Origin of the sequence: Methylobacterium frigidaeris, from assembly GCF_022179185.1 — a bacterium.
Taxonomy (GTDB): domain Bacteria; phylum Pseudomonadota; class Alphaproteobacteria; order Rhizobiales; family Beijerinckiaceae; genus Methylobacterium; species Methylobacterium frigidaeris.
In genome coordinates, this window is sequence record NZ_BPQJ01000009.1 from 89,031 (window position 1) to 115,191 (window position 26,161).

At 71.7% G+C, this 26,161-nt stretch carries 27 protein-coding genes; 13 read left to right on the forward strand and 14 right to left on the reverse strand.

Annotated elements, in window-relative coordinates; all coding sequences use genetic code 11:
- Nucleotides 1-110 precede the first annotated feature (110 nt).
- Complete coding sequence (locus MFF64_RS11835) at nucleotides 111-1,496, forward strand: M20/M25/M40 family metallo-hydrolase (protein WP_099908276.1); 1,386 nt, start codon at nucleotides 111-113, stop codon at nucleotides 1,494-1,496.
- Between the two features lie 75 nt (nucleotides 1,497-1,571).
- Nucleotides 1,572-2,276 carry an aspartate/glutamate racemase family protein gene (locus MFF64_RS11840; RefSeq protein ID WP_273557149.1) on the forward strand — a complete coding sequence of 235 codons (705 nt, stop codon included), beginning with the start codon at nucleotides 1,572-1,574 and terminating at the stop codon, nucleotides 2,274-2,276.
- Between the two features lie 9 nt (nucleotides 2,277-2,285).
- Here MFF64_RS11840 and MFF64_RS11845 read toward each other — a convergent pair whose 3' ends face one another.
- The gene (locus MFF64_RS11845; RefSeq protein WP_099908272.1) at nucleotides 2,286-3,641 is read right to left on the reverse strand and encodes an 8-oxoguanine deaminase; all 1,356 of its coding nucleotides are present in this window, start codon (nucleotides 3,639-3,641) and stop codon (nucleotides 2,286-2,288) included.
- A 120-nt stretch (nucleotides 3,642-3,761) separates the two neighbouring features.
- On the opposite strand from MFF64_RS11845, the gene uraH reads away from it, so the two are divergent.
- Complete coding sequence (uraH, locus tag MFF64_RS11850; RefSeq protein ID WP_099908270.1) at nucleotides 3,762-4,142, forward strand: hydroxyisourate hydrolase; 381 nt, start codon at nucleotides 3,762-3,764, stop codon at nucleotides 4,140-4,142.
- A gap of 59 nt (nucleotides 4,143-4,201) precedes the next feature.
- Here uraH and MFF64_RS11855 read toward each other — a convergent pair whose 3' ends face one another.
- Nucleotides 4,202-4,501, reverse strand: a complete 300-nt coding sequence (locus tag MFF64_RS11855) for a hypothetical protein (RefSeq protein ID WP_099908268.1) — start codon at nucleotides 4,499-4,501, stop codon at nucleotides 4,202-4,204.
- A gap of 416 nt (nucleotides 4,502-4,917) precedes the next feature.
- Between MFF64_RS11855 and MFF64_RS11860 the strand changes: the two genes are divergently transcribed.
- The 3 genes from MFF64_RS11860 (at nucleotide 4,918) to MFF64_RS11870 (ending at nucleotide 7,849) form a co-directional block, all read left to right on the forward strand.
- Nucleotides 4,918-5,190, forward strand: coding sequence for a DUF6894 family protein (locus MFF64_RS11860; protein WP_099908266.1), 273 nt, complete (start codon nucleotides 4,918-4,920; stop codon nucleotides 5,188-5,190).
- A 195-nt stretch (nucleotides 5,191-5,385) separates the two neighbouring features.
- Nucleotides 5,386-5,610, forward strand: a complete 225-nt coding sequence (locus tag MFF64_RS11865; RefSeq protein WP_099908265.1) for a hypothetical protein — start codon at nucleotides 5,386-5,388, stop codon at nucleotides 5,608-5,610.
- Nucleotides 5,611-6,148: 538 nt separating this feature from the next.
- Entirely contained in the window at nucleotides 6,149-7,849 is a 1,701-nt protein-coding gene (locus MFF64_RS11870; RefSeq protein ID WP_099908263.1) for a methyl-accepting chemotaxis protein, read from the forward strand.
- Between the two features lie 21 nt (nucleotides 7,850-7,870).
- Here MFF64_RS11870 and MFF64_RS11875 read toward each other — a convergent pair whose 3' ends face one another.
- Genes MFF64_RS11875 through MFF64_RS11885 form a run of 3 tightly spaced genes read right to left on the reverse strand, consistent with a single transcriptional unit; the run spans nucleotide 7,871 to nucleotide 11,860 of the window.
- On the reverse strand, nucleotides 7,871-10,060 hold the full coding sequence (locus MFF64_RS11875; protein WP_099908261.1) for a xanthine dehydrogenase family protein molybdopterin-binding subunit: 2,190 nt from the start codon (nucleotides 10,058-10,060) through the stop codon (nucleotides 7,871-7,873).
- Nucleotides 10,057-10,536, reverse strand: a complete 480-nt coding sequence (locus MFF64_RS11880; protein WP_099908260.1) for a (2Fe-2S)-binding protein — start codon at nucleotides 10,534-10,536, stop codon at nucleotides 10,057-10,059. The genes MFF64_RS11875 and MFF64_RS11880 overlap by 4 nt, the downstream gene beginning before the upstream one ends.
- Before the next feature lie 13 nt (nucleotides 10,537-10,549).
- A complete protein-coding gene (locus tag MFF64_RS11885; RefSeq protein WP_238190883.1) occupies nucleotides 10,550-11,860 on the reverse strand; it encodes a cytochrome c in 1,311 nt (436 codons plus the stop codon).
- A 364-nt stretch (nucleotides 11,861-12,224) separates the two neighbouring features.
- Here MFF64_RS11885 and MFF64_RS11890 point away from each other — a divergent pair, with 364 nt between their 5' ends.
- Nucleotides 12,225-12,473, forward strand: coding sequence for a hypothetical protein (locus MFF64_RS11890; protein ID WP_238190885.1), 249 nt, complete (start codon nucleotides 12,225-12,227; stop codon nucleotides 12,471-12,473).
- A gap of 63 nt (nucleotides 12,474-12,536) precedes the next feature.
- On the forward strand, nucleotides 12,537-13,013 hold the full coding sequence (locus MFF64_RS11895) for a GNAT family N-acetyltransferase (RefSeq protein WP_099908256.1): 477 nt from the start codon (nucleotides 12,537-12,539) through the stop codon (nucleotides 13,011-13,013).
- A gap of 345 nt (nucleotides 13,014-13,358) precedes the next feature.
- Here the strand turns inward: MFF64_RS11895 and MFF64_RS11900 are convergent, their stop codons facing one another.
- From MFF64_RS11900 to MFF64_RS11915, 4 genes are all read right to left on the reverse strand, one after another.
- Nucleotides 13,359-13,562, reverse strand: a complete 204-nt coding sequence (locus MFF64_RS11900) for a Trm112 family protein (protein WP_238190887.1) — start codon at nucleotides 13,560-13,562, stop codon at nucleotides 13,359-13,361.
- Nucleotides 13,563-13,612: 50 nt separating this feature from the next.
- A complete protein-coding gene (locus MFF64_RS11905) occupies nucleotides 13,613-14,281 on the reverse strand; it encodes an LON peptidase substrate-binding domain-containing protein (RefSeq protein WP_099906816.1) in 669 nt (222 codons plus the stop codon).
- A 156-nt stretch (nucleotides 14,282-14,437) separates the two neighbouring features.
- Nucleotides 14,438-15,361, reverse strand: coding sequence for a thioredoxin (gene trxA / locus MFF64_RS11910; RefSeq protein ID WP_099906818.1), 924 nt, complete (start codon nucleotides 15,359-15,361; stop codon nucleotides 14,438-14,440).
- A 162-nt stretch (nucleotides 15,362-15,523) separates the two neighbouring features.
- On the reverse strand, nucleotides 15,524-16,837 hold the full coding sequence (locus tag MFF64_RS11915; RefSeq protein WP_099906820.1) for an MFS transporter: 1,314 nt from the start codon (nucleotides 16,835-16,837) through the stop codon (nucleotides 15,524-15,526).
- 70 nt (nucleotides 16,838-16,907) lie between these two features.
- Between MFF64_RS11915 and MFF64_RS11920 the strand changes: the two genes are divergently transcribed.
- The 5 genes from MFF64_RS11920 to MFF64_RS11940 all read left to right on the forward strand — a co-directional run bounded on the left by MFF64_RS11920 (nucleotide 16,908) and on the right by MFF64_RS11940 (nucleotide 21,916).
- Nucleotides 16,908-17,495 carry a TetR/AcrR family transcriptional regulator gene (locus MFF64_RS11920; RefSeq protein ID WP_099906822.1) on the forward strand — a complete coding sequence of 196 codons (588 nt, stop codon included), beginning with the start codon at nucleotides 16,908-16,910 and terminating at the stop codon, nucleotides 17,493-17,495.
- Between the two features lie 168 nt (nucleotides 17,496-17,663).
- Nucleotides 17,664-18,536 carry a CYTH domain-containing protein gene (locus MFF64_RS11925; protein ID WP_099906824.1) on the forward strand — a complete coding sequence of 291 codons (873 nt, stop codon included), beginning with the start codon at nucleotides 17,664-17,666 and terminating at the stop codon, nucleotides 18,534-18,536.
- 461 nt (nucleotides 18,537-18,997) lie between these two features.
- Nucleotides 18,998-20,344: a dicarboxylate/amino acid:cation symporter gene (locus MFF64_RS11930; RefSeq protein WP_099906826.1), complete on the forward strand. Its 1,347-nt coding sequence runs from the start codon at nucleotides 18,998-19,000 to the stop codon at nucleotides 20,342-20,344.
- 4 nt (nucleotides 20,345-20,348) lie between these two features.
- Complete coding sequence (locus MFF64_RS11935; RefSeq protein WP_099906828.1) at nucleotides 20,349-21,272, forward strand: ROK family protein; 924 nt, start codon at nucleotides 20,349-20,351, stop codon at nucleotides 21,270-21,272.
- Between the two features lie 155 nt (nucleotides 21,273-21,427).
- Nucleotides 21,428-21,916, forward strand: coding sequence for an Lrp/AsnC family transcriptional regulator (locus tag MFF64_RS11940; RefSeq protein ID WP_238190889.1), 489 nt, complete (start codon nucleotides 21,428-21,430; stop codon nucleotides 21,914-21,916).
- Between the two features lie 45 nt (nucleotides 21,917-21,961).
- Here the strand turns inward: MFF64_RS11940 and MFF64_RS11945 are convergent, their stop codons facing one another.
- The 5 genes from MFF64_RS11945 to MFF64_RS11965 form a co-directional block, all read right to left on the reverse strand.
- Nucleotides 21,962-22,369 (reverse strand): DUF2000 domain-containing protein, encoded by a 408-nt coding sequence (locus tag MFF64_RS11945; protein ID WP_099905786.1) that lies wholly within the window; start codon nucleotides 22,367-22,369, stop codon nucleotides 21,962-21,964.
- Between the two features lie 32 nt (nucleotides 22,370-22,401).
- The gene (locus MFF64_RS11950) at nucleotides 22,402-23,271 is read right to left on the reverse strand and encodes an AraC family transcriptional regulator (protein WP_099905784.1); all 870 of its coding nucleotides are present in this window, start codon (nucleotides 23,269-23,271) and stop codon (nucleotides 22,402-22,404) included.
- 174 nt (nucleotides 23,272-23,445) lie between these two features.
- A complete protein-coding gene (trpS, locus tag MFF64_RS11955) occupies nucleotides 23,446-24,486 on the reverse strand; it encodes a tryptophan--tRNA ligase (protein WP_099905782.1) in 1,041 nt (346 codons plus the stop codon).
- A 102-nt stretch (nucleotides 24,487-24,588) separates the two neighbouring features.
- On the reverse strand, nucleotides 24,589-25,338 hold the full coding sequence (locus MFF64_RS11960; protein WP_099905780.1) for an endonuclease III domain-containing protein: 750 nt from the start codon (nucleotides 25,336-25,338) through the stop codon (nucleotides 24,589-24,591).
- Nucleotides 25,339-25,394: 56 nt separating this feature from the next.
- Nucleotides 25,395-26,033 carry a septation protein A gene (locus MFF64_RS11965; protein WP_099905778.1) on the reverse strand — a complete coding sequence of 213 codons (639 nt, stop codon included), beginning with the start codon at nucleotides 26,031-26,033 and terminating at the stop codon, nucleotides 25,395-25,397.
- Between the last annotated feature and the right edge of the window lie 128 nt (nucleotides 26,034-26,161).

Here is a 26,161-nt window from a genome sequence, read left to right on the forward strand (position 1 = left end):
GGGCGCCCCGCCGCCCGTGCCTCACGGCTTCTGGCGGCCGCTCCGCTGGGCTAGTGATGGCGCGGCGAATGCCGGGCGCGACGGGCGCCCGGCCAGACCGGAGACACCGCATGGCCGCGCTTGACCGGATCCTCAACGACATCGACCGCGACCTCGACAATTCCCTGGAGCGGCTGTTCGCCTTCCTGCGCATCCCGTCGATCTCGACCGATCCGGCCTTCGCGGCGGAGTGCCGGAAGGCGGCGGAATGGCTCAAGGGCGATCTCGCCGCCATGGGCTTCGAGGCGTCCTTGCGCGAGACCGGCGGCCATCCGGTAGTGCTGGCGCACTCCCCGAAGCCCGGCGCGCCGCACGTGCTGTTCTACGGCCATTACGACGTGCAGCCGGTCGACCCCGTGGACGAGTGGGAGACGAAGCAGCCCTTCGAGCCGCGCATGGCGACGCTCCCGGACGGCCGCACGGTGATCAGCGCGCGCGGCGCCTGCGACGACAAGGGTCAGGTGATGACCTTCGTCGAGGCCTGCCGGGCCTTCAAGGCGATCGACGGCGAGTTGCCGGTCGGCGTCACCCTCCTGATCGAGGGCGCGGAAGAGGTCGGCTCGAAGTTCCTGCCCGAATGGGTCGAGGCGAACCGCGAGGAGCTGAAGGCCGATGTCGCGCTGGTCTGCGACACCGGGATGTGGGACCGCGACACCCCGGCCATCACCTCCTCCTTGCGGGGCCTGGCCTATTTCGAGGTCACGGTGACGTGCGCCGACCGCGACCTGCATTCGGGCCTGTTCGGGGGTGCCGCCGCCAACCCGATCCGTGTGCTCTCGCGCATCATCGCCGACCTGCACGACGACCAGGGCCGGGTGACGGTGCCGGGCTTCTACGACGGCGTGCACGAGACGCCTGCGCCGGTGCTGGAGCAGTGGCGGGGCCTCAACCTGACGCCCGAGAGCTTCCTCGGCACCGTCGGCCTCGACCGGCCAGCCGGCGAGCGCGACCGGATGCTGATCGAGCAGATCCAGTCCCGCCCGACCTGCGACGCCAACGGCATCATCGGCGGCTATACCGGCGAGGGCACCAAGACGGTGATCGCCTCGAAGGCCAGCGCCAAGATCTCCTTCCGCCTCGTCGGCGACCAGGACCCGGAGGCGCTGGACCGCAATTTCCGCGCCTTCGTCCAGGAGCGCATCCCGGCCGATTGCTCGGTCGAGGTCGTCACCCACAAGGGCTCGCGGGCGCTGGCGCTGCCCCACGGCATGCCGGCCCTCGAGGCAGCGAAGGCCGCGCTCGCCGAGGAATGGGGCAAGGCCCCGGTGACCATCGGCTCCGGCGGCTCGATCCCGATCGTCGGCGACTTCAAGCGCACGCTCGGCCTCGACACCCTTCTGGTCGGCTTCGGCCTCGACGACGACCGGGTGCATTCGCCGAACGAGAAGTACGACCTGCAGAGCTTCCACAAGGGCACGCGCTCCTGGGCGCGGATCCTGGCGGCGCTGGCGAAGTAAGGCCGGTGCACCTGCCGTCGGATGACCGGCGGCAGGTTTTTCCGGCGCGTATCGTCGATCGGGAGGAAGCCTGTGGTGCAGCAGAAGGTTATCGGCCTGATCGGTGGGATGAGCTGGGAGAGCTCGGCCGAGTATTACCGCATCGTCAACGAGACCGTCCGCGCCCGTCTCGGGGGTTTGCGCTCGGCGCGCTGCCTGATGTGGTCGTTCGACTTCGGCGAGATCGAGGCCCTGCAGCATGCCGGCCGTTGGGACGAGGCAACGGCCGAGCTGGTCTCCGCCGCGCGTCGGCTGGAGCGGGGCGGAGCCGATTTCGTGGTGATCTGCACCAACACCATGCATCGCATGGCCGACGACGTGCAGGCGGCGATCGGCCTGCCCCTGCTGCACATCGCCGATCCGACGGCGGAGCGGATCCGCGCCGCGGGCCTGTCCCGTGTCGGCCTCATCGGCACCGCCTTCACCATGGAGCAGGATTTCTACAAGGGCCGCCTCGCGTCGCGCCACGGCCTCGACGTGCTGGTGCCCGCGGCCGCCGACCGGGCGGAGGTCCACCGGGTGATCTACGAGGAGCTGGTCCAAGGCCGGGCGCTGCCGGCCTCGCGCAAGGCCTACCAGGCGGTCATCGCCCGGCTGGTCGAGCGGGGAGCGGAGGCGATCATCCTCGGCTGCACCGAGATCATGCTGCTGGTGCGGCCGGAGGACAGCCCGGTGCCGCTCTTCGACACCACCGCGCTCCATGCCGAGGCGGCGGTCGATCGGGCGCTGGCCGGCCTCTGAGCCAGGAGGCTATTCTCCGTTGACGAGCCGCCGGCTCAGCGCATTGTGCCGCTCCGCCAGCACCCCCGTGTCCAGCGTGAGCAGTCGCCCGTCCCGCACCACGATCCGCCCGTTGATGATGCTCAGCGCCACGCCCGGCGGCGCGCAGAACACCAGGGCGGCGACCGGATCGTGCAGGGCGCCCGCGGTGGAGAGACCCCGCAGGTCGAAGGCGACGCAATCGGCGGCCATGCCGGGCTTCAGCGCCCCGATATCGTCGCGCCCGAGCACCCTGGCCCCGCCGAGGGTCGCGATCTCCAGGGCCTCGCGGGCCTTCATCGCGGCCGGGCCGTGACCGACCCGGGCGAGCAGCAGGGCTTGGCGCGCTTCGCCGAGGAGGTGACCGGCATCGTTCGAGGCCGAGCCGTCGACGCCGAGACCCACCGACACGCCCTCGCAGCGCATCCGCGGCACCGGGGCGATGCCGGAGGCGAGCCGCATGTTCGAGCACGGGCAATGCGCGACCCCGGTCCCGGTGCGGGCGAACAGCCGGATCCCGTCCTCGTCGAGCTTGACGCAGTGGGCGTGCCACACGTCCGGCCCGACCCAGCCGAGATCGGCGGCGTATTCCGCCGGCGTCACCCCGAAGCGCTCGCGGCTATAGGCGACGTCGTCCTGGTTCTCGGCGAGATGCGTGTGCAGGGAGACGCCGTAGGCGCGGGCGAGCGCCGCCGCGTCCCGCATCAGCCCCGGGCTGACCGAGAAGGGCGAGCACGGCGCGACCACGATCCGGCGCATCGCGCGAGGGGCGGGATCGTGCCAGGTCTCGATCAACCGGCGCGTGTCGGCGAGGATCGCGGCCTCGCCCTCGACCAGCGCGTCGGGCGGCAGGCCGCCGGCGCTCTCGCCCAGGCTCATCGCCCCGCGGGCGGCGTGGAAGCGCAGACCGATCGCGTCCGCCGCCTCGATGCTGTCGTCGAGGCGGCAGCCATTGGGATAGAGGTAGAGGTGGTCGCTCGAGGTGGTGCAGCCCGACAGCATCAGCTCGGCCATCGCGGTCTGCGCCGACACCCGCACCATCTCCGGCGTGAGCCGGGCCCAGACGGGATAGAGCGCCTTCAGCCAGCCGAACAGGTCCGCGTCCTGCGCCCCCGGCACCGCGCGGGTGAGCGACTGGTACATGTGGTGATGCGTGTTGACGAGGCCAGGCAGCAGCACGTGGCCGGCGAGATCGATCACCGTGTCGGCGGCTTCCGGGACCGCCTCGGGCCCGCCGACGGCGACGATCTGGTTCCCCTCGACCAGCACGAAGCCGCCGTCGATCTCGCGCCGCGCCTCGTCCATGGTGACGAGGCGATGGGCATTGCGCAGGAGAAGCGAGGCCATGCGGGGGCTCCGGCGGGATCGGGCCGGCATGCTGGGCGCCCGGCACGGTGCGGGTCAAGCGGCGCTTGACCGAGCGGCAGCCCTCGGGCACCCCGGGAGGCAGAGACCGGAGACCTCACGATGTCAGTGCCCACCCCGTCGCACCCCGAGACGCCGCGCCTGACCACCCACGTGCTCGACACCGCCCATGGCCGCCCGGCCGCAGGGGTGGCGGTGCAGCTCTGGCGCCTGGCCGACGGCGCGCGGGAGGTGGTCGCCCGCACCCTCACCAATGCGGACGGGCGTTGCGATGCGCCGCTGCTCTCGGGCGCGGCGCTGGTGCCCGGCATCTACGAGCTGGTCTTCGCGGTCGGCGCCTATTTCGCGGCCTCGGGCGATGCGGGCGCCGGCGACTTCCTCGACGAGGTGCCGGTCCGCTTCGTGGTCCGGTCCGGCCTGAACCATTACCACGTGCCGCTGCTGATCGCGCCCTACGCCTACAGCACCTACCGGGGCAGCTGACGGGCCCGGGTGCCGGAACTCAGGGTCGTGAGTTCAGGTGCCCGAACCCGGACCCGGGGTCAGGCGCCCGGCTTCTGCCAGCCGCGCCGACGCTCGGCCAGGCCGTGCTCGCGGTAATGGAGCAGGGGATTCACGCCCGCCCGCTCCACGTCCGGATTGGCGGAGAGGTAGCCGCTCGTGCTGAACTCGGCCGAGGGGTCCCGCCCCTCGCGCCAGCCGAAATGCAGGTAATGCTCGAGGGGGTCGCAGCCCTCGGCCGCCACGTCCGGGTTCTTGCCGAGATAGTAGACCGGATCGAACCCCCCGACGAGGGCGGGTGCGAGCGGCTTGCGGCTCCATTGGGTGATGCGCCACAACATCGGACGTCTGAGGCTCCCTTGGGAGAGGCCGAGCGACGCCGGTATTCCCTGACCTAGCGTTCCACCGGCGTCCCGCACTCAGCAAAGCTGAATCGTGGGCCTGGCGCAATAGGACTATAGCCGACTTCTTCACGGCTCCTGCGCCCCCGCGACGACGGTGCGGCGTCACCCGCCGCGTCGGTCTGGGGCAACTCGGCGTTTAATTGCGCATGGGGCCTCATCTCTGCCACAAGTTGCAGCCTCACTGAGCCCGGGCGGCGGGGCGCGTTGCACAGGAGCTGACGATGGGACTCGTCATTCTCGATCCCCAATCGGGCAAACGCGTCGAAATCGGCATTGCATCACCCGATCAGGGGACTGGAACCGGAGGGACGAACAGGGCAGGTAGAGCGAATGTTCGGCCGGAAGGACTGCCCATGCCCCGATACTTCTTCAACACTCACATCGGCGAGGACGTGATCACCGATCTGAACGGCGAAGAATTACGCGATCCCGATCACGCCTGGGAGGCGTCGCGCTCGATCATCCGCGCGATGATGGACGATCCGAAGAACCAGGACCGGCTGCTCGCCGCGAGCCTGGTGGTGACCGACGAGGCCGGCGAGGTGGTGCTGGAATTTCCCTTCGCCGAGGCCCTGGCGGGGGACGAGCCCGAGGAGCCCCGGCACGGGTCGCCGAACGCCCATTGAGACCCCGGCCGTCGAGGCTTCGAGACCGGTCCGCACCCCGTCCTCCGGCCTGGACGGGTCGTGAGCGCATGACAATCGTCCGCCACGCCCTACATGAGGAGAGGGTGCCGGGGGCGGGCCGCACTCGGCGGCCCGTTCGGCCCGGCGCCTCTCCGAGGCCGCGGCTCGCCCGCGCCTCGCAAGAGGGATGACGTCATGGCGACCCAAGACAGCACCGCGCGCGGACAGGCCGAGACCCGCGCGGCGCGGGCCCAGATGCAGGCCGAGATGGCGGCGCAGGCCTGGGCCGACCTCGCCAGCGCGGAGCGCAGCCGCGACGACAACACCGCCCGACTCAAGGCCCTGCGCCTCGCCCGCGAGGCCGAGACGGTCGCGGCCGCCAAGGCTGCGCCGAAGGCGCGGGCGAAGAAGAAGGCTTGAGGTGGTCCGCGCCGGAGGCGTGGGCAAAGTCGGATTGATGTCCTTCGCGCCGAAGGTGCGGGACGGACGAAGGCGAGTTCAGAGGCGGGGCCGAGGGCCCCGCCGGCGCCTCTGGGACGGTCGGACGCGATGCGTCGCGCCGGAGGTGCGCTGCCAGGCGACGGCGCGTCGGCCACGGCGCAAGACCAACGCGGGACCCGATGCCGTTCACGGGACCTTTCACTCGGCTGCGTCGTAGCGTTTTCGCCCGCTCGGGCGACAGCAGCACCGATCCCGGCTTCGGGCGCCAGTTCAAGCGATGACGGGAGGCCCGTGGCGTCTGTCTTGCTCGCGCGCCGACGCTCGCGTCACTTGGAAAAATTTCCTGGGATCTGTGGTCGCGCCGCGGCCGGCCAGTGCTCGTCCATGTGCCGTCACCGTGCGGCGGAAAAAATATTACATCACTATTTCAGCGGTCTTCAAATATATCTGAACGATTTCGCGATACCAAACGTCAATATCTCTCGCGTAACCGTTACCTGAACCAGAGGAACGGGAAATGAAGAGCCGCATCGGGATGACGACGAAGCTGGTCATGATCGTCGCCTGTGCGATCGTCACGACGACGGCAGCGATGTGGATGACGGCGTCGCGGCAGATCTGGCTCGACCTGCAGCGGCAGGATCTGGAGCGGGCGCAGCAGAACGGGCGCAGCCTCGCCCTGGTCTTCGCCGGCCGGGTGCCGGGCGCGACGGTGACGGTCGAGGGCGGGCGAGTGACGACGGTGACCGCGCCCGCCCTCACGGACTTCGCCGACGCGTCGGTGGTCGACGATTCCGTCGCCTATGTCGGCGGCAGCGCCACAGTGTTCGCCTACGATCCGGCGCGGGACGCCTTCATCCGCCGGGTGACGACGGTGCGGAAGGAGAACGGCGAGCGCGCGGTCGGCACGCCGCTGGCAGCGGACAGCCCGGCGCAAGGGGCCGTGCGCCGCGGCGAGGCCTTCCGGGGCGAGGTGACCCTGTTCGGCCGGCGCTTCCAGACGCTCTACCAGCCGACCCGCGACGCCGGGGGCCGCGTCAACGGCGTCCTCTACGTCGGGGTGCCGGTGGAGGATTCCTACGCCACCCACGCGGCGGCGATGCGCGCCGTGACCCTCGCGGCGGGGGCAATCGCGCTCCTCGCCTGCCTGGCGGCGGCCCTCGTAGCCCGGCGACTGGTCCGACCCCTCGTCGACATCGCCGCCCGGGTCTCGGGCCTGGCCGCCGGCGACCTCGAGACCCCGATCCGCCATGCCGGGCGGGGCGACGAGATCGGCGCCGTCGCCAAGGCCCTCGAAACCCTGCGGGAGACCAGCCGTCGCGCCCTCGCCCTCGAGGAGGAGGGCCGGCTCGGGAGCGAGGCCGCGGAGCGCCGGCGCGCCGCGCGAGATGCGGCGGTCGCAACTTTCCGAGGCGAGGTGGCGTCCCTGGTCGCGGCCCTCGGCGGGCGGGTCGCGGCCCTGAGCGAGCGGGCCGGCGCGATGGCGGTGCAGGCCGAGGCGGCGGAAGGTGCGATCGCGGCGGCCTCCGCCCGGTCCGAGGCGGCCACCGGCAACGTCGCCACCGTAGCGGGCGCCGCCGAGGAACTGTCGGCCTCGGTCGGCGACATCACCTGCCAGGTCGCCCGGGCACGGGAGAGCACCGCCTCGACCCTCGTCGAAGCGGAGGCGGCGGATGGGCGGGTCTGCGAGCTGGTCCGCGCCTCGGCCCAGATCGGCGACGTCGTGGCGCTGATCGACGCCATCGCGGCGCAGACCAACCTGCTGGCGCTCAACGCGACGATCGAGGCGGCCCGGGCAGGCGCTGCGGGCCGCGGCTTCGCGGTGGTCGCTGCCGAGGTCAAGGCGCTCGCCGGCCAGACCGCGACCGCGACCGAGGAGATCACCCGGCAGGTCGCCGGCCTGCGCGGTGCCACCGAGGAGACCGCCGCCGCCCTGGCGCGCATCCGCACCCGGATGCACCACATCGACGAGACCACCGCCGGCATCGCCTCGGCGGTGACCCAGCAGGCTGCTTCGACGCAGGAGATCTCCCGCAGCGCCGGCGGGGCGGCGGAGGCCTCCCGCGCCATGGCGCGGGACTTCGACACAGTGATCGCCGCGGCCCGCACGACGGCCGGCGCCGCCGGCACGGTCGATGCGGCCGCTCGGGAGGTCGACGGTCTCACCGCGCGGCTCGACGCCGAGGTCGAGCGCTTCCTGCGGCAGGTCGCTGCCTGAGCGAGGCGCCCGCCGCTCGCGTCACACCCCGATCGCCGCCTTCACCAGCTCCGGCCGCATCGGCAGCTCGCGCAGGCGCACTCCCGCGGCGTGCCGGATCGCGTTGGCGAGCGCCGCGGCGGTCGGCCCCTGCGCGACCTCGCCGGCGCCGAGGAACGGGTGGCCTGAGCGGTCGATCAGGTGGACGGCGATGTGCTCGGGAATGTCGGGGAAGCGGGCGATCGGGTAGGTGCTCCAGTCGCGGCTCGTCGGGCCCTCGGCATCGTGCGCCACCGCCTCGAACAGGCTCCAGCTCATCGCCTGGATGATCCCGCCCTCGATCTGGTCGCGGATGCCGTGCGGGTTGACGACCTGCCCGGCATCGACCGCGGCTTGCGCCCGCACCAGCCGGACCTGTCCGCTCTCGCGCGCGACCTCCACCTCGACCGCGACGGCGCAATAGGCCGCGAGGTTCTTGTAGCGGGCGAAGGCGAAGCCGGCGCCGCGCCCCCTCTGCAGGGGCCGGCCCCAGCCGAAGCGCTCGGCGGCGGCCTCGACGACGGCTCGCGCCCGCGGATCGTCGAGATGGGCCAGGCGGAAAGCGACCGGGTCGGCGCCGGCGGTCTCGGCCAGCTCGTCGAGGAAGCTCTCGATCGAGAACACGTTCATGTAGGCGCCGAGGCTGCGCAGGGCCGAGACCCGGAGCGGCATGTCGGCGACGAAGTCGTGCGCCACCCGCGCCCGGGGGAGGCGATAGAGCGGGATGGCGTTGCGGTCGCCGCCGCCCTCGGGCTGCGGCAGCGCCTTCGGCGGCGGGGCCGGGAACGGCGTCGCCAGCATCCGGGCCGAGAGCAGCTGGCCGGCGCCGGGCGGGCGGGTGAGGTGGGTCGGGCTGCGCACCGCGTAGTCCCAGTCGGCGATCCGCCCATCCGGCCCGAGCACCGCCGAGGCCTCGGTCAGCATCGCCCCACCGTAGGGCTCCCACAGGTGCTCCTGCTCGCGGGTATACTGCACCCGCACCGGCCGGCCGGGGAGGGCGCGGGCGAGCAGAGCCGCGTCGCCCGCCGCGTCGTCGGCGCCGTTATGGCCGTAGCAGCCCGAACCCTCGACGTGGATGCAGCGCACCTGCTCCTCGGGCAGGGACAGCATCTCGGCGAGCGCCTTGCGCAGGGGGAACATGCCTTGCGCGTGCGACCACACGGTGAGGCGGCTGCCGTCGAACTCGGCCACCGCGCAGGACGGGCCGATCGCGCCGTGCATCTGGTAGCGCCGCCGGTACCGCGCGGTGATCCGGCGCCCCGGCGGCAGCGGCGTGCCGGCGCCGGCCTCGTGGATGATCGTCCGCTTCGCCGGCCGTCCGGCGAGGTCGGCGAAGAGCGCGTCGGGCTCCGGCACGGGTGTGCCCCCCTGCCAGACCGCGACCCGCGCGAGCGCCCGCATCGCCGTCACGGCGGCGTATTCCCGCTCGGCCAGCACCGCCAGGACGTCGCCGTCGCGATGGACCCGGATCACCCCGGGACGGGACGCGACAGCGTCTGCGTCGAGATCGACGAGCCGCGCGCCGGGGCGGGGCGGGCGCACGATCCGGGCATGGACCATGCCGGGTGCGCGGATGTCCTGGACGTAGGCCGCGCCGCCCGCGACCTTGGCGGGGATGTCGACCCGCGGCAGCGGCCGCCCGACGATCGTGTAGGCCGCCGGGTCCCGCAGCGCGACGTTGTCCGGCACCGGCGCGTCGAGCTCGACCGCCCCGGCGATCTCGCTAAGGGCGAGGCGCCGTCCGTCCGGGCCGACGACCGCACCGCTTTCGACCCGCAGCGAGTCCGGCGGGAGCCCGAGCCGGCGCCCGGCGGCCGCGACGAGCAGCGCCCGCGCCGCCGCGGCGGCGTGCCGGATCGCGGTGGCGGAATCCTGCATCGAGTGGCTGCCGGCGGTGTAGCCCTCGTCCGGGGTCAGCTCGGTATCGGCGGTGAGGAGGCGCAAGGCGGCGGGCGCCATCCCGAGTTCCTCCGCCGCGACCTGGATCAGCGCCGTCTTGATGCCCTGGCCGAGCTCCGCCTTGCCGGTGAGCACCGTCACGGCACCGTCCTCGCCGATCCGGATCCAGGCATCGATCCGCGGCGCTTGCGCCAGGCCGCCGGGCAGGGACGCGGCCTTGGGCTCCCGTGGCAGCCCGATCCCGACGAGGAGCGCGCCTCCGACGAGCAGCGTACGGCGGGTGAGCGCGGTCACGGCGTCGCCCCGGTTGTGGGGGGCTCAAGCCCGGCGGCGCGGCGCACGGCGGCGAGGATCCGCATATGGGTTCCGCAGCGGCAGAGATTGAACCGGAGCGCAGCGCGGATCTCGGCCTCGCTCGGATGCGGGACCGACCGCAGCAGGGCATGGGCCCGCATGATCATGCCGGCGATGCAGTAGCCGCACTGCGCCGCGTTCTCGGCGATGAAGGCGGCCTGGAGCGGGCCGGGATTCTCCGGGCTCCCCAGGCCCTCGACGGTGGTGACGGGCCGGCCCTCGAGCACCCCGATCGGGGTGAGGCAGGACAGGATCGCGCGGCCCTCGACCTCCACCGTGCAGGCGCCGCACTGGCCGAGGCCGCAGCCGAACTTGGCGCCGTTGAGTCCCCATTCGTCGCGCAGCACGTAGAGGAGCGGGGTCTCCGGCTCCGCCGCGACCGCCTGCGTGCGGCCGTTCACCGTCAGGGTCGGCATCGGCGTCTCCTTCTCAACGCCCCGCCTCGGCATGGGCGCCAGGGCGGGGGGCGTCCCGCATCAGGTCCCGCACCGTCTCGTCGAGCCCGGGCCACGGCCCGTCGGGGCTGAAACGGGCGCGCAGATAGGCGGCGAGGTCCGTCATCTGGGCCGGTGTCAGCATCGCGCCGTAGGCCGGCATGATCGGGCCCGGCGCGTGCTCCCGCGGGGCGATGCCGTCGCGCAGGACCAGGATCAGGTTGCGCGGGTCGGGCGCCCGCAAGGTGGTGCGGTGGCCGAGGGACGGCGTGGTGTAGGGCACGCCGCCGGCGGCACCCCCGCCGCTCTCGTGGCAGACCGCGCAGGCGCCCGCATAGGTCGCGGCGCCCCGGGCGAGGGCCGGGTCGTCGCCCGGGATCGCCCGGTCGACCGGCCCGGTGCGGCTGCCGGCGGGCCCGGGGCCGTAGAGCGTCGCGGTGTAGGCCGCGAGCGCGCGGATCTCGCCTGCCGGTACGGTCCGGTGTGCGTCGACCACCGGGCGCATCGGCCCGGCGGCCCCGCCGGCTTGCGGGTCCCACTCGGCGAGGTAGCGGGCGAGGCTCTCCTTGTCCCAGGCGAGCGGCGCCGGGGAGGACCGGTCGAGGGGCGGCGCCCACCAGCCGTCGACCTCGCCCCCCGCATAGGCCCTCGATCGCACCTCGGCGCCCAGGAGGTTGCGGGGAGTGTGGCAGGCGCCGCAATGGCTCAGAGCTTCGGCGAGGTAGGCGCCACGATGCCACTCCGCGTCCCGGCGCGGATCGGCCGGGATCTTGAGATCCCGCACGAACAGCAGCTTCCAGCCGGCGAGGAGAGGGCGCCAGGAAAGCGGGAAGGGCAGGGCGTTCGCCTTCGCCTCCGCCCGCACCGGCTCGCGGGTCATCACGAAAGCGTAGAGGGCGGCGACGTCCGCGTCGGTCAGGCCGGCATAGTGGGTGTAGGGGAAGGCCGGGTAGAGGTGGCGCCCCTCCCGGTCGACACCCTGGCGCATCGCCCGGGTGAAGGCATCGAGCGTGTAGCGGCCGATCCCGGTTTCCGGGTCCGGGGTGATGTTGGTGGCGGCGATCGTGCCGAACGGCGTCGTGACGCCGCGGCCACCCGCGTAGGGCCGGCCACCTTCCGCCGTGTGGCAGGAGGCGCAGTAGCCGAGGGAGGCGAGGATGGCGCCTTTGCGGACCTGCTCCGGCGCGGTCTCGGCCGGCGTCGGGGAGCCCGGCGCGAGGGCGGGCCGCCAGGCCGCGACTGCGAACCCTGCGGCCGCCAGGACGAGAAGTCCTCCGAGCCAGACAGTGATCCGGCGACGCCCCACGAACCGGCTCCTTCCGCAACGCGAAGGCCCGCTCCTCCGGCGGCGAGACAACCTGCACCGCCGGCCACGGTTCCGGAGACCCGCCCTGGCGCGCAAGCCTGCCTCCCGCACGGCCTTGCCGCACAGTCTTGCCGCAATCCCGCGAAACAGTGATATCGTCCGACTGGCGGAGTGGCGCCGACTAGGCTTGGCCGTACCGGTCGGGCGGCGGCGCTTCCGCATGGTCCGACCCCGAGCGGGCGGCGTCCCGCCCGCTCGATGTCATTCTTCTCGCCGGTCCCGTTCTTGCTGATCCCGCGGGGCCGACGGGCGACCCGTCCCGGGATCGTTTCGGATGCGGCCCGCCGCACGAGACCGACGCCGCATGGCCCAACAGAGTTTCCAGGCCCGTCTCGGGCCGCCGCCGATGAGCGCCGACGATGCCGCCTGCCGGGCCTGCTCCGGGCAGATGCGCGCGCACTGGCAGGAGCGCCCCCATGCCCGCCTGATGGTGGTGGCCTCGACCCCGGTGGTCGAGGTGTTCGGCGGCGGCGTCGAGACCCGCTACCTCTGCCTCGAATGCGGGCACACGCTGATGCATTCGACCGGCCGCTTCGGCCAAGGCTGGCATTGAGACGATGGCCTTGATGGGTGGGGTTCGGCCGGGCGATGGATCGCCCCGTCCCGGGAGCGTCCGATGCCTCACGCGATCGTCACCACGACCGAGCGACCCGACCTCGCGGCCGTCACCGCGCGCTGGCGCTGGGAGGCCTTCATGCAGGGGCAGGGCCGCGGCCTCGCTGAGGTGATGGCGGCCGAATCCGTGGGCGCCGCCGGCCCCGGCCCGATGCCCCGCACCTGCGTTCTTCTGGCGGATGACGCGCCCGTCGGCATGGCGAGCCTGGCCGCCCACGACCTCGACCCGCGCCCCGACCTCACCCCCTGGCTCGCCGGCGTCTTCGTGGCCCCGCACGCCCGAGGCCGCGGCCACGCCGTCCGGCCGGTCGCGGCGGTCGAGGCGGAGGCGATCGCCCTCGGGATCCCGACTCTGTGGCTCTACACCCGCAGCGCCGAAGGGCTCTACGCCCGGATCGGATGGCGGACGACCGAGACCTTTCCGTATCGAGACAGGCTCTACGCGCTGATGCGGCGGGATCTGCCGGAGCACGTTTGATCGTCTTCGACAAAACCGACGCACACAGGGGCCATCCCGGAGCCGCGCAGCGGGATCCGGAATGACGCCGAGGATGCCGGGTCCGTGGCGAGACGCAGCGGAAGAGAACCGACGGCCGCCCCCACCTGCCCCCGAGAACCGCTCCGCCAGCGCTCTTCCGCAGAGCCGCCGACTCGACCGGGATGCAATGCCGGCCGGCACTCCCGCGCGTTCGTCGGGTTGAGCCCGTCGAGCCGGTCGTCGACGGGAGGCCGGGCAGGGCCAAGTTACCCTCAGGTCAAGTCCCCCTGAGGTCAAGTCCTGCCGGGGCCAAGTTCCGCGTGGCGCTGCCAGCTCGGGCCGCCCTCAATCCGCCAGCGGCCGCGCCTCTTCCGGCAGCATGATCGGGATGCCGTCGCGAATCGGGTAGGCGAGCTTGGCCGAACGGCTGATCAGCTCCTGGCGCGCGGAATCGTACTCGAGCCGCTCCTTGGTCAGGGGGCAGACCAGGAGCTCGAGCAGCTTCGGGTCGACGCGGGTGGTTTCGAAGGGCGCGGGGGAATCGGTCATGGGGGTCCTTCCGAATGGTCGGGTCGCGACGCCTTAGCGCAATGCCCGGGTCATTGCAGCGTCGGCTCGCTGCCCGATCCCCGCACCAGTTCCATCTCGGTCACGGCGATCAGTACCTCGGCCCGGGTCTTGAGGTCGGGCGCCTCCAGCATCGCCTGCTTCTCCCGCGGGCCGAACGGGCTCATCATGCAGAGCGCGTTGACCAGGGCCTCGTTCGGCGCCTCCTCGATGCCGGCCCAGTCGACCTTGAGATCGTTGGCCTCGACGAAGTCGCGCAGCGCCTTCAGCACGCCGGCGCGATCCACCGCCTCCTCGCCGGCGCGGGCGTGGAAGTCGCTCTCGAATGGCGCGAAGGTGACCTTGCAGCGGCGATAGCCGGTGGTGGTCGACAGTTCCTCCTCGACCCGGAAACGGGCGATGCCGGTGAGGGAGATCAGGTAACGGCCGTCGCCGGTCTCGGCGAATTGGGTGACCCGGCCGGCGCAGCCGACCCGGAAGAGTTTCGGCGACAACGGGGTCTCGCCGGATTCGGCATCCGGCTGGATCATGCCGATCACCCGGTCGGTGCGGAGTGCATCGTCCACCATCGCGAGATAGCGCGGCTCGAAGATGTTGAGCGGCATCTGGCCCCGCGGCAGCAGCAATGCGCCGGGAAGAGGAAAGACCGGGATCTCGGCCGGGCAGTCGGCAGGACCCTTGTAGGCGACGTTCATGCTCATCGGCGTCGCTCCCGCGCGGATCGAAGGAAATCCCGGGCCCCGTCGTCTCGGGCCCGGGATCGCAGCATACGTTCTAGGGCGCTGCCCTCCGGCGTGGATACCTGTCCGGCGTAAATGCCGCGCCGGAATCGACTTCGACGTCGACTTGGCCGAGCCTCAGGAGAACATCAGGGCCGACAGCTTGCGCCGGCCGCGGATGGTCATCGGGTCCATCGGGCCCCAGGCCTCGAACAGCTGCAGCAGCTGCTTGCGGGCGCCGTCGTCGTTCCACGACCGGTCGCGGCGGACGATCTCGATCAGCTGGTCGATCGCCTCCTGCTGCTGACCCTTGGCGTTGAGGCCGAGCGCGAGGTCGAACCGCGCCTGGTAATCGGCCGGATCGGCGTCGATCCGGTGTTGCAGGCCGGCGAGGTCGCCGAGGGAGGCCGCCTGCTCGGCGAGCTCGATCGCCGCCTTCACGGCGGCGATGGCCGGGTCCTTGGCCGCCTCGGGCGGTGCCGCCTCGAGGAAGCGGCGGGCCCCCTCGACGTCGTCGCGGTCGAGGAGGAGACGGGCGAGCGCCGCGATCGCGCCGGGATGGCCCGGCTCCTGGCCCAGCACCGCGGCGTAGATCTCGGCGGCGGCGTCCGGATCGCCGGCCTCGGCGGCGGCTTGCGCCTCCGCCATCAGGTCCTCGACCGCGGTGGGCCCGAGCGGGCCGACCAGGCGCTCGATGAAGGCCTTCACCTGGCCCTCGGGCAGGGCGCCCATGAAGCCGTCGACCGGTTGCCCGCGCTGGAACGCGATCACCGCCGGGATCGACTGGATGCCGAGCTGGCCGGCGATCTGGGGATGCTCGTCGATGTTCATCTTGACGAGCTTCACCTTGCCGCCGGCATCCTTGACGGCCTTCTCGATGATCGGTGTGAGCTGCTTGCACGGCCCGCACCAGGGCGCCCAGAAATCGACCAGCACCGGCTGCTGCAGGGATTCCTGCATCACGTCCTGGCGGAAGGTCGCGGTGGTGGTGTCCTTGATCAGGGCGCCCGCAGGGGCTTGGCCGGCGGAGGCTTGGCCGGCCGCGGGAGTGTCGGTGAGCATCGATGACCTCGGGAGAACGGCCTTCACGTCGCGAGCCCGGACGGCCCGCCGATCAGATGGGGTAGACCGGTCGCCCCGACCAGGGCAAGGCGCGGAAAGCCTGAAAAACGCACGGAAAAACAGGAGCCGGGCGTGAGCCGGCGGGCTACGCCCGGCGCCTCGTCACGCCGCCGCCGGTGCCGCCTGGCGCATCCGGCCGATCATCAGCGACATCAGCGCGGCCATCACGGCGGTGAGGCCGGCGGCCAGGAACGCCTCGAGGTAGCGCCCCTCCGAGGCCCGCACCAGGCCGGCGCCGAAGGCGGCCGTCGCGGCGCCGAGCTGGTGGCCGGCGGCGATCCAGCCGAACACGATCGGCGCGTCGCGTTCGCCGAAGGCCTCGTTGGCGAGCCGCACCGTCGGCGGCACCGTGGCGATCCAGTCGAGGCCGTAGAACACCGCGAAGATCGACAGGCTGTAGAACGAGAAGTCGGTGAAGGGCAGCGCCATCAGCGAGAGGCCGCGCAGGCCGTAATAGACGAAGAGCAGCTTGCGCGGGTCGTAGCGGTCGGTGAGCCACCCTGAGCCGGTGGTGCCGATGAGATCGAACACGCCCATCAGCGCGAGCAGCCCCGCGGCCCGCACCTCGGGGATGCCCTGGTCGGCGCAGAACGAGATCAGGTGCGTGCCGACGAGCCCGTTGGTGGTGAGCCCGCAGATGAAGAAGGTGCCGAACAGGAGCCAGAAATCCCCCTTGCGGCTCGCCCGCACCAGCCCGTCGATCGCGGCCCGGAACGGGTTGGCGCGCCGGGGCGGCTCGGAGACGGTGCCGGGCGCGGCGCCGTAGGGCGTGAGGCCGATATCGGAGGGACGCTCCGGCAGGAGCCAGGCGACGAGCGGGATCAGCGCCGCGATGGCGCAGGCGACGGTGAGCACCACCGGCTGCCAGCCCCCGGCTTGCGCGATCGCCGCGAGGCCCGGCAGGAAGACCAGCGTGCCGGTGGCGGTGCTGGCGGTGAGAAGCCCCATGAACAGGCCGCGGCGCACCGCGAACCAGCGGTTGACGACGGTGGCGCCGAGCACGATGGCGACGCAGCCGCTGCCGAGGCCCGACAGCACGCCCCAGGTGGCGACGAGGTGCCAGGGCTCGCTCATCAGGGCGCTGAGCGCCGTCGAGGCCGCCATGAGGGCGAGCGCACACAGCAGCGTGCGGCGGATGCCGAAGCTCTGCATCAGGGCCGCGGCGAACGGGCCGACGAGCCCGTAGAGGAAGATGCCGAGCCCGGCGGCGAAGGAGGTGGTGCCCCGGCTCCAGCCGAAGGCCTGCTCGAGCGGCAGGATCAGCACGCCCGGCGAGGCCCGCAGGCCCGCCGCGGCGAGCAGGCACAGGAAGATCACGCCCACCACCACGAAGGCGTAGTTCTGCCCGAAGGGACGGGGCCTCGGCGGAGCGGGAACGGGGGAGGCGAGGCCCCGCGGCGACAATGTCGAACTCATGCTGGGACATCCTCCCCGAATCGTGCTACGACGTTACGTACCGGTCAGTAACATCGTCAAGGGTGAAAACATGGCGGAGGGGCATGACGGGGCTGCACCTGTCCGGGCCGGCGACCGGATCCGGGCGGCCGCCCGCGACCTGTTCTACAGCCGCGGCTTCCGGGGCGTCGGCGTCGACGAGATCGTGGCCCGGGCCGGCGTGACGAAGCCGAGCCTCTATCGCGGCTTCGCCTCGAAGGACGCCCTCGTCGTCGCCTGCCTGGAGGATTACGACACGGGCCTGCGCGCCCGCCTCGACGAGGCGCTCGCGGCCCATCCCGGCGACCCCGGGGCGGGGCTCGTCGCCTTCCTCGACGGAATCGCCCGGCGCAGCGCCCGGCCGGGCTTCCGCGGCTGCGGCCTCACCAACGCCGTGGTCGAGTATCCTGAGGCCGATCACCCTGTCCGCGAGGCGGCGCGGGAGGGCAAGCGCGCGCTCCACGCCCGCCTTGCCGAGGTCGCCGGGACGCTCGGCGCCCGCGCGCCCGAGCGCCTCGCCGACGCGCTGCTGCTCCTCGTCGAGGGCGCCTTCGCCTGCGGGCAGATCTTCGGCGCCGACGGCCCGAATCGCTCGCTCGCCGGCACCGCCGAGGCCCTGATCGCGGCGAGTCGAGCGTGATCCCAGCATCGCGCGCCGCACAACAGAATTCCGTCAATAAATCGGGGGGCGGTGGGAGCACGGCCTTGATTCCGTCGCCATGATCGGTCGATACGCGAGAGTTGACGCCGATCGCGGTCCATAGCCTCTTTGGCGCCTCTTGGCCGCGACCCCCGTGGAGTTGAGCGTATGACCCTCGTACGACGTTTCCAGGTTGCGCCGGCGCTGGTCCGCCTGATCCGCAAGGAGCGCGGCTCCTCCCGCATCACCGAAGGTTACTTCCCGCCCCAATCCGGCCGGACCTCTTTCGTGCGCGTCGATGGCGGCCAGTGCCACCTCGTCCTGGTCACCTCCGACGGCGGCGCCTCGAGCGAGGAGCGCACCGAGGTGCCGCGCGCCCATGGCGACGCGCTCCTCGATGTCTGCGCCGGCCGCGCCGCCTACGACCGCACCCAGGTGGCCCTCGGCAACGGCCGCGACGCCCTGATCGACCGCTACGTCGCCCCCGGCAACGTCGACGTCGTCTCGGTGGTATTCGACAATCCCGATGAGGCCAACGGCTTCCCGGTCCCGCCGTGGTTCGGCCCCGAGGTGAGCACTGATCAGGCCTATGAGGGCCGTAGCATCGCCCTCCAGGGCGTGCCGCAGCCCGGCGAGATCGGCCTGTCCAACGCCGCCCTCGACGCCGTGCTCGACCTGATCGAGCCGCGCTACGGGTTCGGCCGCTACGCCGCGCCGAGCCGCAACGGCGAGGAGGCCGGGGTGGTCAACGCCCTGCGCCGCATCGCCACCCCGCCGCAGCCGGAACCGACGCCGCCTCCGCCGCCTGAGCCCGAGCCCGTCCACGAGGCGCCGCCCCCGCCGCCCCAGGCCGAGGCCGCCCCCGAGCCGCCGCCCCCGCCGCCGGAGCCGCATCCGGATACCCGCATCGACGACGTGATCGAGAGCCTGTCCCAGGCCCTCGGCGCTGCGGTGCCGGGCGGGGACGCCGCCCGCGACGACGGTACGCCGGCCTTCGAGCGCTGGACCGTGCGCCCGCGCCGGACCCAGCCGACGCCCTGAGGGCGGCAGATCTTCCTCGACCGCGTCCCGATTCGGCCCATCCCGGGTTCCGCCCTGACGGAGCCCGGGATTTTTCGTGCCAAGTGAGCGCGACCCGTCGCGACGAATCGGCACTCCACGGTTGAATGGTGCTCCGTAATCCGTCAGACGCTTGACGCCGACGCGCCCGCACGGCACGCAACGCTCCGCTTGGCCCGCGTCCGATCTCCGATCGGTCGCGCGGAGGCGGCTGCGAGGTGCGAAGGTCGCAAAGGCAGCATTGAATCCCCCTGTCGCAAAGGCATCGGGAGCGTAGCGGGGACAATCGAAGGGTTTTCCCTGATTTTAGACTTGGAACGCGCGGTGCGGACTTCCTACACTGTCCGGGTCGCGGGCTGTTCCACACGACAGTCACGCGGCGGAGGCCGCACCGCGACGGCCGATCCCAAGGCGGCGGCCGGCACCTCGGGGAGAGAACGACCATGCAGCACGCCACGCCGTCCGCGACGGCCCCAGGTTCGTCGCAGCCCTGGTACAAGGTCCTCTACATCCAGGTTCTGATCGCCATCGCGCTTGGCGTGCTGCTCGGCTACGTCCTGCCCGAGACCGCCAAGTCGATGAAATGGCTCGGCGATGCCTTCATCGCGCTCATCAAGATGATGATCGCGCCGATCATCTTCTGCACCATCGTGCACGGCATCGCGTCGATCGGCGACCTGAAGAAGGTCGGCCGCGTCGGCCTCAAGGCGCTGATCTACTTCGAGGTGGTGTCCTCGCTCGCCCTCGTCATCGGCGTCATCGTCGGCGAGATCGTGCAGCCGGGCGCCGGCTTCGGCGTCGATCCGGCGCAGCTCGACGCCAAGGCGGTCGCCGGCTACGCCAGCAAGGCGCAGGCCGACTCGACGGTCGCCCACATCATGGCGATCATCCCGAAGAGCTACTTTGACGCCTTCGCGGGCGGCGACCTGCTCCAGATCCTGCTGATCGCGGTGCTGACCGGAATCGTCATCACGGGGCTCGGCGAGCGCGGCAAGCCGGCGATCCACGCCATCGAGGCGGCGGGCGAGATCTTCTTCCGCATCATCGGCATGATCGTGAAGCTCGCGCCGATCGGCGCCTTCGGCGCCATGGCCTACACGATCGGCCAGTACGGCATCGGCAAGCTCGGCAACCTCGCGGGCCTCGTCGCCACGTTCTACCTCACGAGCCTGCTCTTCGTGCTGGTGGTGCTCGGGCTGATCGCGCGCTTCTCCGGCTTCTCGATCCTCAAGTTCCTGGCCTACATCAAGGACGAGCTCCTGATCGTGCTCGGCACCTCGTCGTCCGAGACGGTGCTGCCGCACATGATGCAGAAGATGAAGCGCCTCGGCGCCTCGGATTCGGTCGTCGGCCTCGTCATCCCGACCGGCTACTCGTTCAACCTCGACGGCACCAACATCTACATGACGCTGGCGACGCTGTTCCTGGCCCAGGCCGTGGGGGCGGATCTCAGCTTCGGGCAGTACGCCACCATCATCGCGGTGGCGATGCTGACCTCGAAGGGCGCCTCGGGCGTCACCGGCGCCGGCTTCGTGACGCTCGCGGCGACGCTCGGCGCGATTCCCGGCAACCCGGTGCCCGTCGCCGCGATGGCGCTGATCCTCGGCATCGACAAGTTCATGTCGGAGTGCCGGGCGCTCACCAACCTCGTCGGCAACGGCGTCGCCTGCGTGGTGGTCAGCCGCTGGGAGGGCGAGCTCGATCCAGTCAAGCTGCGCGAGGTGATGGCCAATCCCGTCGCGATCGGCACCGAGATCGCCGACGAGAAGCCGGTCCCGGTCGCGCCCTGACCCGATGACGGGCCTGCGCATCGGCATCGATCTCGGCGGCACCAAGGTCGCCGGGATCGCCCTCGACCGCGACGGCCGGGTGCGGGCCGAGCGGCGCATCGCGACCCCGCGGGGCGATTACGATGCCTCGCTCCGGGCCATCGCGGGCCTCGTGGCCGCGCTGGAGGCCGAGGCTGCCGGCATCGGCACCGTCGGGATCGGCATCCCCGGCGCGCTGGTGCCGGCGACCGGCCGGGTCAAGAACGCCAACTCGACCTGGCTCAATGGCCGGACCCTCGGCGACGACCTCGCGAGAATCCTCGCCCGCCCGGTCCGGCTGGAGAACGACGCCAATTGCCTGGCGGTCTCCGAGGCCGTCGACGGGGCGGGGGAGGGGGCGGCCCTGGTCTGGGCGGTGATCCTCGGCACCGGGGTCGGCTCCGGCATCGCGCTCGCGGGCCGGGCCTTGTCCGGGCGCCACCGCATCGCCGGGGAATGGGGCCACAACCCGCTGCCCGCTCCCGCCGACGACGAGCGCCCGGGCCCGGCCTGCTATTGCGGCCGGCACGGCTGCCTCGAGACCTGGCTCTCCGGCCCGGGCCTCGCCGCGGACCACGCCCGCCGCACCGACCGGGCGATGAGCGGCGAGGCGATCGTCGCGGCGATGCGCCAGGGCGACGCGGCGGCACGAGCGACCTTCGCGGCCTGGCTCGACCGGCTCGGGCGCGGCATCGCGGGCGTCGTCAACCTCCTCGACCCGGACGTGATCGTGCTGGGCGGCGGCCTCTCGACGATTTCCGAGATCTACGAGGCTCTTCCCGAGCGGGTCGCCCCGCACGTCTTCGGCGGCGGCTTCGACACCCCCATCCGGCAGAGCCGTCACGGCGATGCCTCGGGGGTGCGCGGAGCGGCGTGGCTGTGGAACGATCAGGACGCATCTGCCGCCTGAGGCGTGCTAAGCAGATCCCGCAAAAGTGGTCGCCGGTTTTGCGGCAACAATCTGCGACACGACAAGAAGCGAAGCGGACGACGCGTGGGCCTGCCAACGCGAATCTGCTTAGGTGGCCGTTTCGACCGCCCTTCAGCCTCCGGGAGACAGAAAGCGTGCCGGCCAGACCCGTCGACCTCGACCCGGCCTCGATCCGCATCCTCGAGCACCTGCAGCAGGACAGCGAGGTCGGCATCGGCGACCTCGCCGAGGCGGTCGGCCTCTCGACCTCGCCGTGTTGGCGCCGGGTCGCCGATCTCAAGGCCAAGGGCATCATCCGGCGCTGCGTCGCGGTTGCCGACCCGCAGGCGCTGGGTCTCCACGTCAACGTCTTCGTCCATGTCTCGCTGGAGAAGCAGACCCAGGCCGCCCTCCAGGCCTTCTCCGACGCCATCCGCCACCGCCCGGAGGTGATGGAGTGCTACCTGATGAGCGGCGAGGCCGATTACCTGCTGCGGGTGGTGGTGGAAGATCTGGCCGAATACCAGCGGCTGATCGTCGATCACCTCACCCGGATTCCCGGGGTGGCGAAGATCCGGTCGAGCTTCGCGCTCGACCAAGTGAAGTACACGACGGCGTTGCCGCTGGACCATCTGAAGGAGTGAGCCTGTTTCGGCAGGTTCATCGGACAGCCGATCCCGCTCGAGGATTCAGGGGTGGAGCGAGGCGCCCTTGGTGGTCCTGTCGATGTCCTTCTTCGGGCCGTGGAGGGCGAGACCGACGAGGTCCGGCGCGTCGGCGGGTTCGCGGGCAAAGACCTCGCGGTTGGCCGCATCGTGCCCGGTCTCGAACATCGCCCGGACATAGGCGCTGCGGACGAGGTCGCGCTGGATCGCCTGCTGCCAGGCCCGTTGCAGCACCTCGCTGGTCGCGGCGAAGATCAGCATCGGCTGGCCAAGCAGGCGGGCGTGCCGACGCCCCGTCGCGTCGAGATAGGGTTCGCCCATCGCCTCCGGCACGGCGCCGGCGATACCGGTCGCCAGGAACGCGGTGACGTTCAGCTTCTGCCACACGGCCAGGTCCTCGCGGACCAGGATGGCCACCTTGGTGTCGAACATCGGGGTCTCCCTGCGGGCGATCGCATGCAGGGCTAGCCGACCGCGAGGGCGGCGTCTGGAACGTTCGTGCGCCCGCTGCGGTAGACGGCGGGCGTGAGGCCGTAGGCGCGGCGGAACCAGCGGCCGAGATGGCTCTGGTCGGAGAAACCCGCTTCCAGCGCCGCGTCCGCCGGCGGCGTTCCGGCGCGCAGCAGCGCCCGGGCCCGGGCGAGGCGGATCTCGACCAGGCAGGCATGGGGCGAGGTGCCGAAGCGACGGCGGAAGGCGCGGGCGAGCTGGAACCGGTCTGCGGCGCCGGCCGCCTGGGCGAGCGCGTCGAGGCCGAAGGCCGTCGCCGCGTGCGCGCGCATGAAGTCCATGGCCCGCTCAGCGACCTCCGGACCGCCGTCCGGCGATGGGCCTGAACCCGCGGCGCCGAGATGGCGGCGCAGATGCCCGGCGAGGTCGTCGAGGGCTGCGTCGGTCTCGAGCGGTGACGTGGCGCCGAAGACGGCGCGGCAGGCTCGATGGATCGCCCCGCCGAACGCGCGGTCGTCGGCAAGCGTGCGGCGAAAGCCGATCCCCGCGTCGCTGCCGCCCATCCGGCAGCGCAGCCAGTCCTGCGGCAGGTACAGCATGCTGTAGCGGAAGCCCGGCTCCCGGACCGCCTGCCCGTCGTGCCGCTCGCCCGGCTCGATCAGGATCACCCGCCCGGGGCTGCTCTGCCGGCGCGCCCCACGACAGTAGAAGTCCTGGATGCCCTCATGCGTCACGCCCACCAGCCACTCGTCGTGGTGATGCATGTCGTAGGCGTGGCCGAGGAACCGCGCCGTCACCGCCTCGATGCCGCTCGTGGCCTCGCGCCGGAGATGGACGAAGTCGCGGGGTTGGGAGGCCCGGTTCTCGGTGGGAGCCTGTCTCATGGGACGATGTTCGGGCCGCGCGATCGTCTCTGAAAACCTGTTCGATCCGCGCCCGCAGGGTCGGCGGTCTCTGCGTCAGTCCGAGGCCGCGCAGCGGAGCCCGGACTGAGGCGGAGTGGATTGATGGTGGGGGAAGTCAAATCACCGCCGTCGAGCGGGTCTGGGCTTTGCCCGTCAGCGCCGGCGCACGAAGCCGACGATGTCCTTCACGGCGGCGATGTTGGGCGCGGCGATGGCCTCGGCCCGCGCCGCGCCGTCGGCCAGCACCGCATCGATATGGCCGGGATCGGCGACGAGGCGCTTCATCTCGGCGCCGATCGGCCCGAGCTTGGCCACAGCCAGATCGACCAGCGCGCCCTTGAAGGCCGAGAACTGGGCGCCACCATATTCGCGCAGCACGTCCTCGCGGCTCGCCTCGCTGAGCGCCGCGAAGATGCCGACGAGATTATCCGCCTCCGGCCGCTTCTCGAGGCCGGCGGTCTCGGAGGGGAGGGGCTCGGCGTCGGTCTTGGCCTTGCGCACCTTCTGGGCGATGGCGTCGGAATCGTCGGTGAGGTTGATGCGCGAATAGTCGGACGGATCCGACTTCGACATCTTCTTGGTGCCGTCGCGCAAGGACATCACCCGGGCGGCGGGCCCGCCGATCAGCGGCTCGGTGATCGGGAAGAACGCCTCGCCGTGGCCGTGCTGTTGAATCGCGGCCGAGAAGTCGTTGTTGAACTTCTGGGCGATGTCGCGGGTCAGCTCGAGGTGCTGCTTCTGGTCCTCGCCCACCGGCACGTGGGTGGCGCGGTAGGCCAGGATGTCGGCCGCCATCAGCACCGGGTAATCGTAGAGGCCGATGCTCGCATTCTCGCGGTCCTTGCCGGCCTTCTCCTTGAACTGCGTCATGCGGTTGAGCCAGCCGAGGCGGGCGACGCAGTTGAAGATCCAGGCCAGCTCCGCGTGCTGCGGCACCTGGCTCTGGTTGAACACCACCGAGCGGGCCGGATCGATGCCGGCCGCCAGGAAGGCCGCGGTGACCTCGCGGATCTGCCGCGTCAGCTCGGCCGGGTCCTGCCACACCGTGATCGCGTGCAGGTCGACGACGCAGTACAGGCACTCGAACTGCGCCTGCATGGCGACGAAGCGCTTGATCGCGCCGAGATAGTTGCCGAGGTGCAGGTTTCCGGTCGGCTGAACGCCGGAGAAGACCAGTTCCTTGAACGCGGGCATCGTGATCGTCGTCCCTTGGCTCGGTCCCTTGGCCGAGGGCTGTCACAATCCCGCGGGCGCGGCGTTCTGGACCGTTCCGGAAGGGGGGTCAAGCGCGTGGAATCAGGGGTGCAGCGCGACCGTCTCGCGCGCGGTGCGGGCGCCCGTCCGGGCCTGGCCGGTGGGGCAGAGATCGAGCACGGCGCACCGCCCGCAGGCCGGGTTGCGGTGGAAGCAGCAGCGCTGGCCGTGCAGCATCAGGACCTCGTGATTGTCGTAGAGCGTCTGCGCGTCCCACTCCGCTGGCAGCTGCGCCCGCAGGATCGCGTGCGAGGGCCCGACATCGACCTTGGGACCGATCAGGCCGGTGCGCTGCGCCACGCGATGATGGTGGCTGTCGACCGGCAGGGCGGGCATCCGCAGGCTGCTGAACGACAGCACCGCCGCGCTGGTCTTCGGGCCGATGCCCGGGATCGCCTCGAGCCAGGCGCGGGCCTCCGGCACCGGCATGTCCCGCAGGAAGCCGAGATCGAGGCCGCCGGCGCGCTCCCGCACCGCGCGCAAGCTCGCCTGGATCCGCGGCGCCTTCAGCTCCGGCCAGGTCACCCCGGCAATCGTCTCCTGCACCTCGGCGGCGGGCGCCGCGATCAGCGCGTCCCAATCCGGGTAGCGCGCCCGCAGCGCCTTGAAGGCGCGGCCGGATTCCGCGTTGCGGGTGCGGTGGGACAGGAGCGAGGAGACCAGCTCGCTCACCGGATCGAGATCGTGGAAGTACGGGATCGGGCAGCCATAGACTCCGCACAGGCGGCGGTGGATGGCGAGGGCCTTCCCGGAGAGGGCGTTTCCGGGGGGATCTTCTGGGGCGAGGCTCATGACGGGAAGAATCGTCGAAGTCCCGCGCCCGTTCCGGCTGCGGCACCGCGTCCCGCCTATGCTTGATCCGACGTCGCTCCGTCTTTTCTGGTCTCGTCCTTCTTGCGCTCGTAGCGCAGCAGCAGCGGCGTCTGGGCGAGGGCGAACGCGATGGTGAGCGGCATGATGCCGAACACCTTGAAGCTGACCCAGAAATCCGTGGTCTGGGTGCGCCACACCACCTCGTTCAACGCCGCCAGCACGAAGAAGAACAGGCCCCAGCGGAAGGTGAGCTTGCGCCAGCCCTCCTGGGTGAGATCGAACACGCTGTCGAGCACCAGGGCCAGCAGCGGCCGGCCGAAGGCGAGGCCACCGAGCAGCACCGCCCCGAACAGGCTGTTGACGATGGTGGGCTTGAGCTTGATGAACAGCTCGTCGCGCAGGAGCAGCGTCAGGCCGCCGAACACCACCACCACGACGCCCGACACGAGCGGCATGATCGGCAGGCGCCGCACCCAGACGTAATGGACCGCGAGCGCCGCCAGGGTGGCGACGATGAACAGCCCGGTCGCCACGAACAGGCGCTGGTCGGCGGGAAAGCCGAACCGGTCGGCATAGGCATTGCCGAAGAAGAACACCCCGAGGGGGCCGAGCTCCAGGGCGAGCTTGGCGAGGGGCGGCAGGTGGGTCTGCGGCGGGACGGCTTCGATCTGCATGGGGCGGGGGTGACGCTCCTGTCGGCGCGCGGCCGGCTCACCGCTCAGGTGGGCCCGCCCGGCGCCTCGCGCAACGGGATGCGAGGCCATAGACCGGCGCGGCCGATCCATCCATCCCCGGCCCGCGC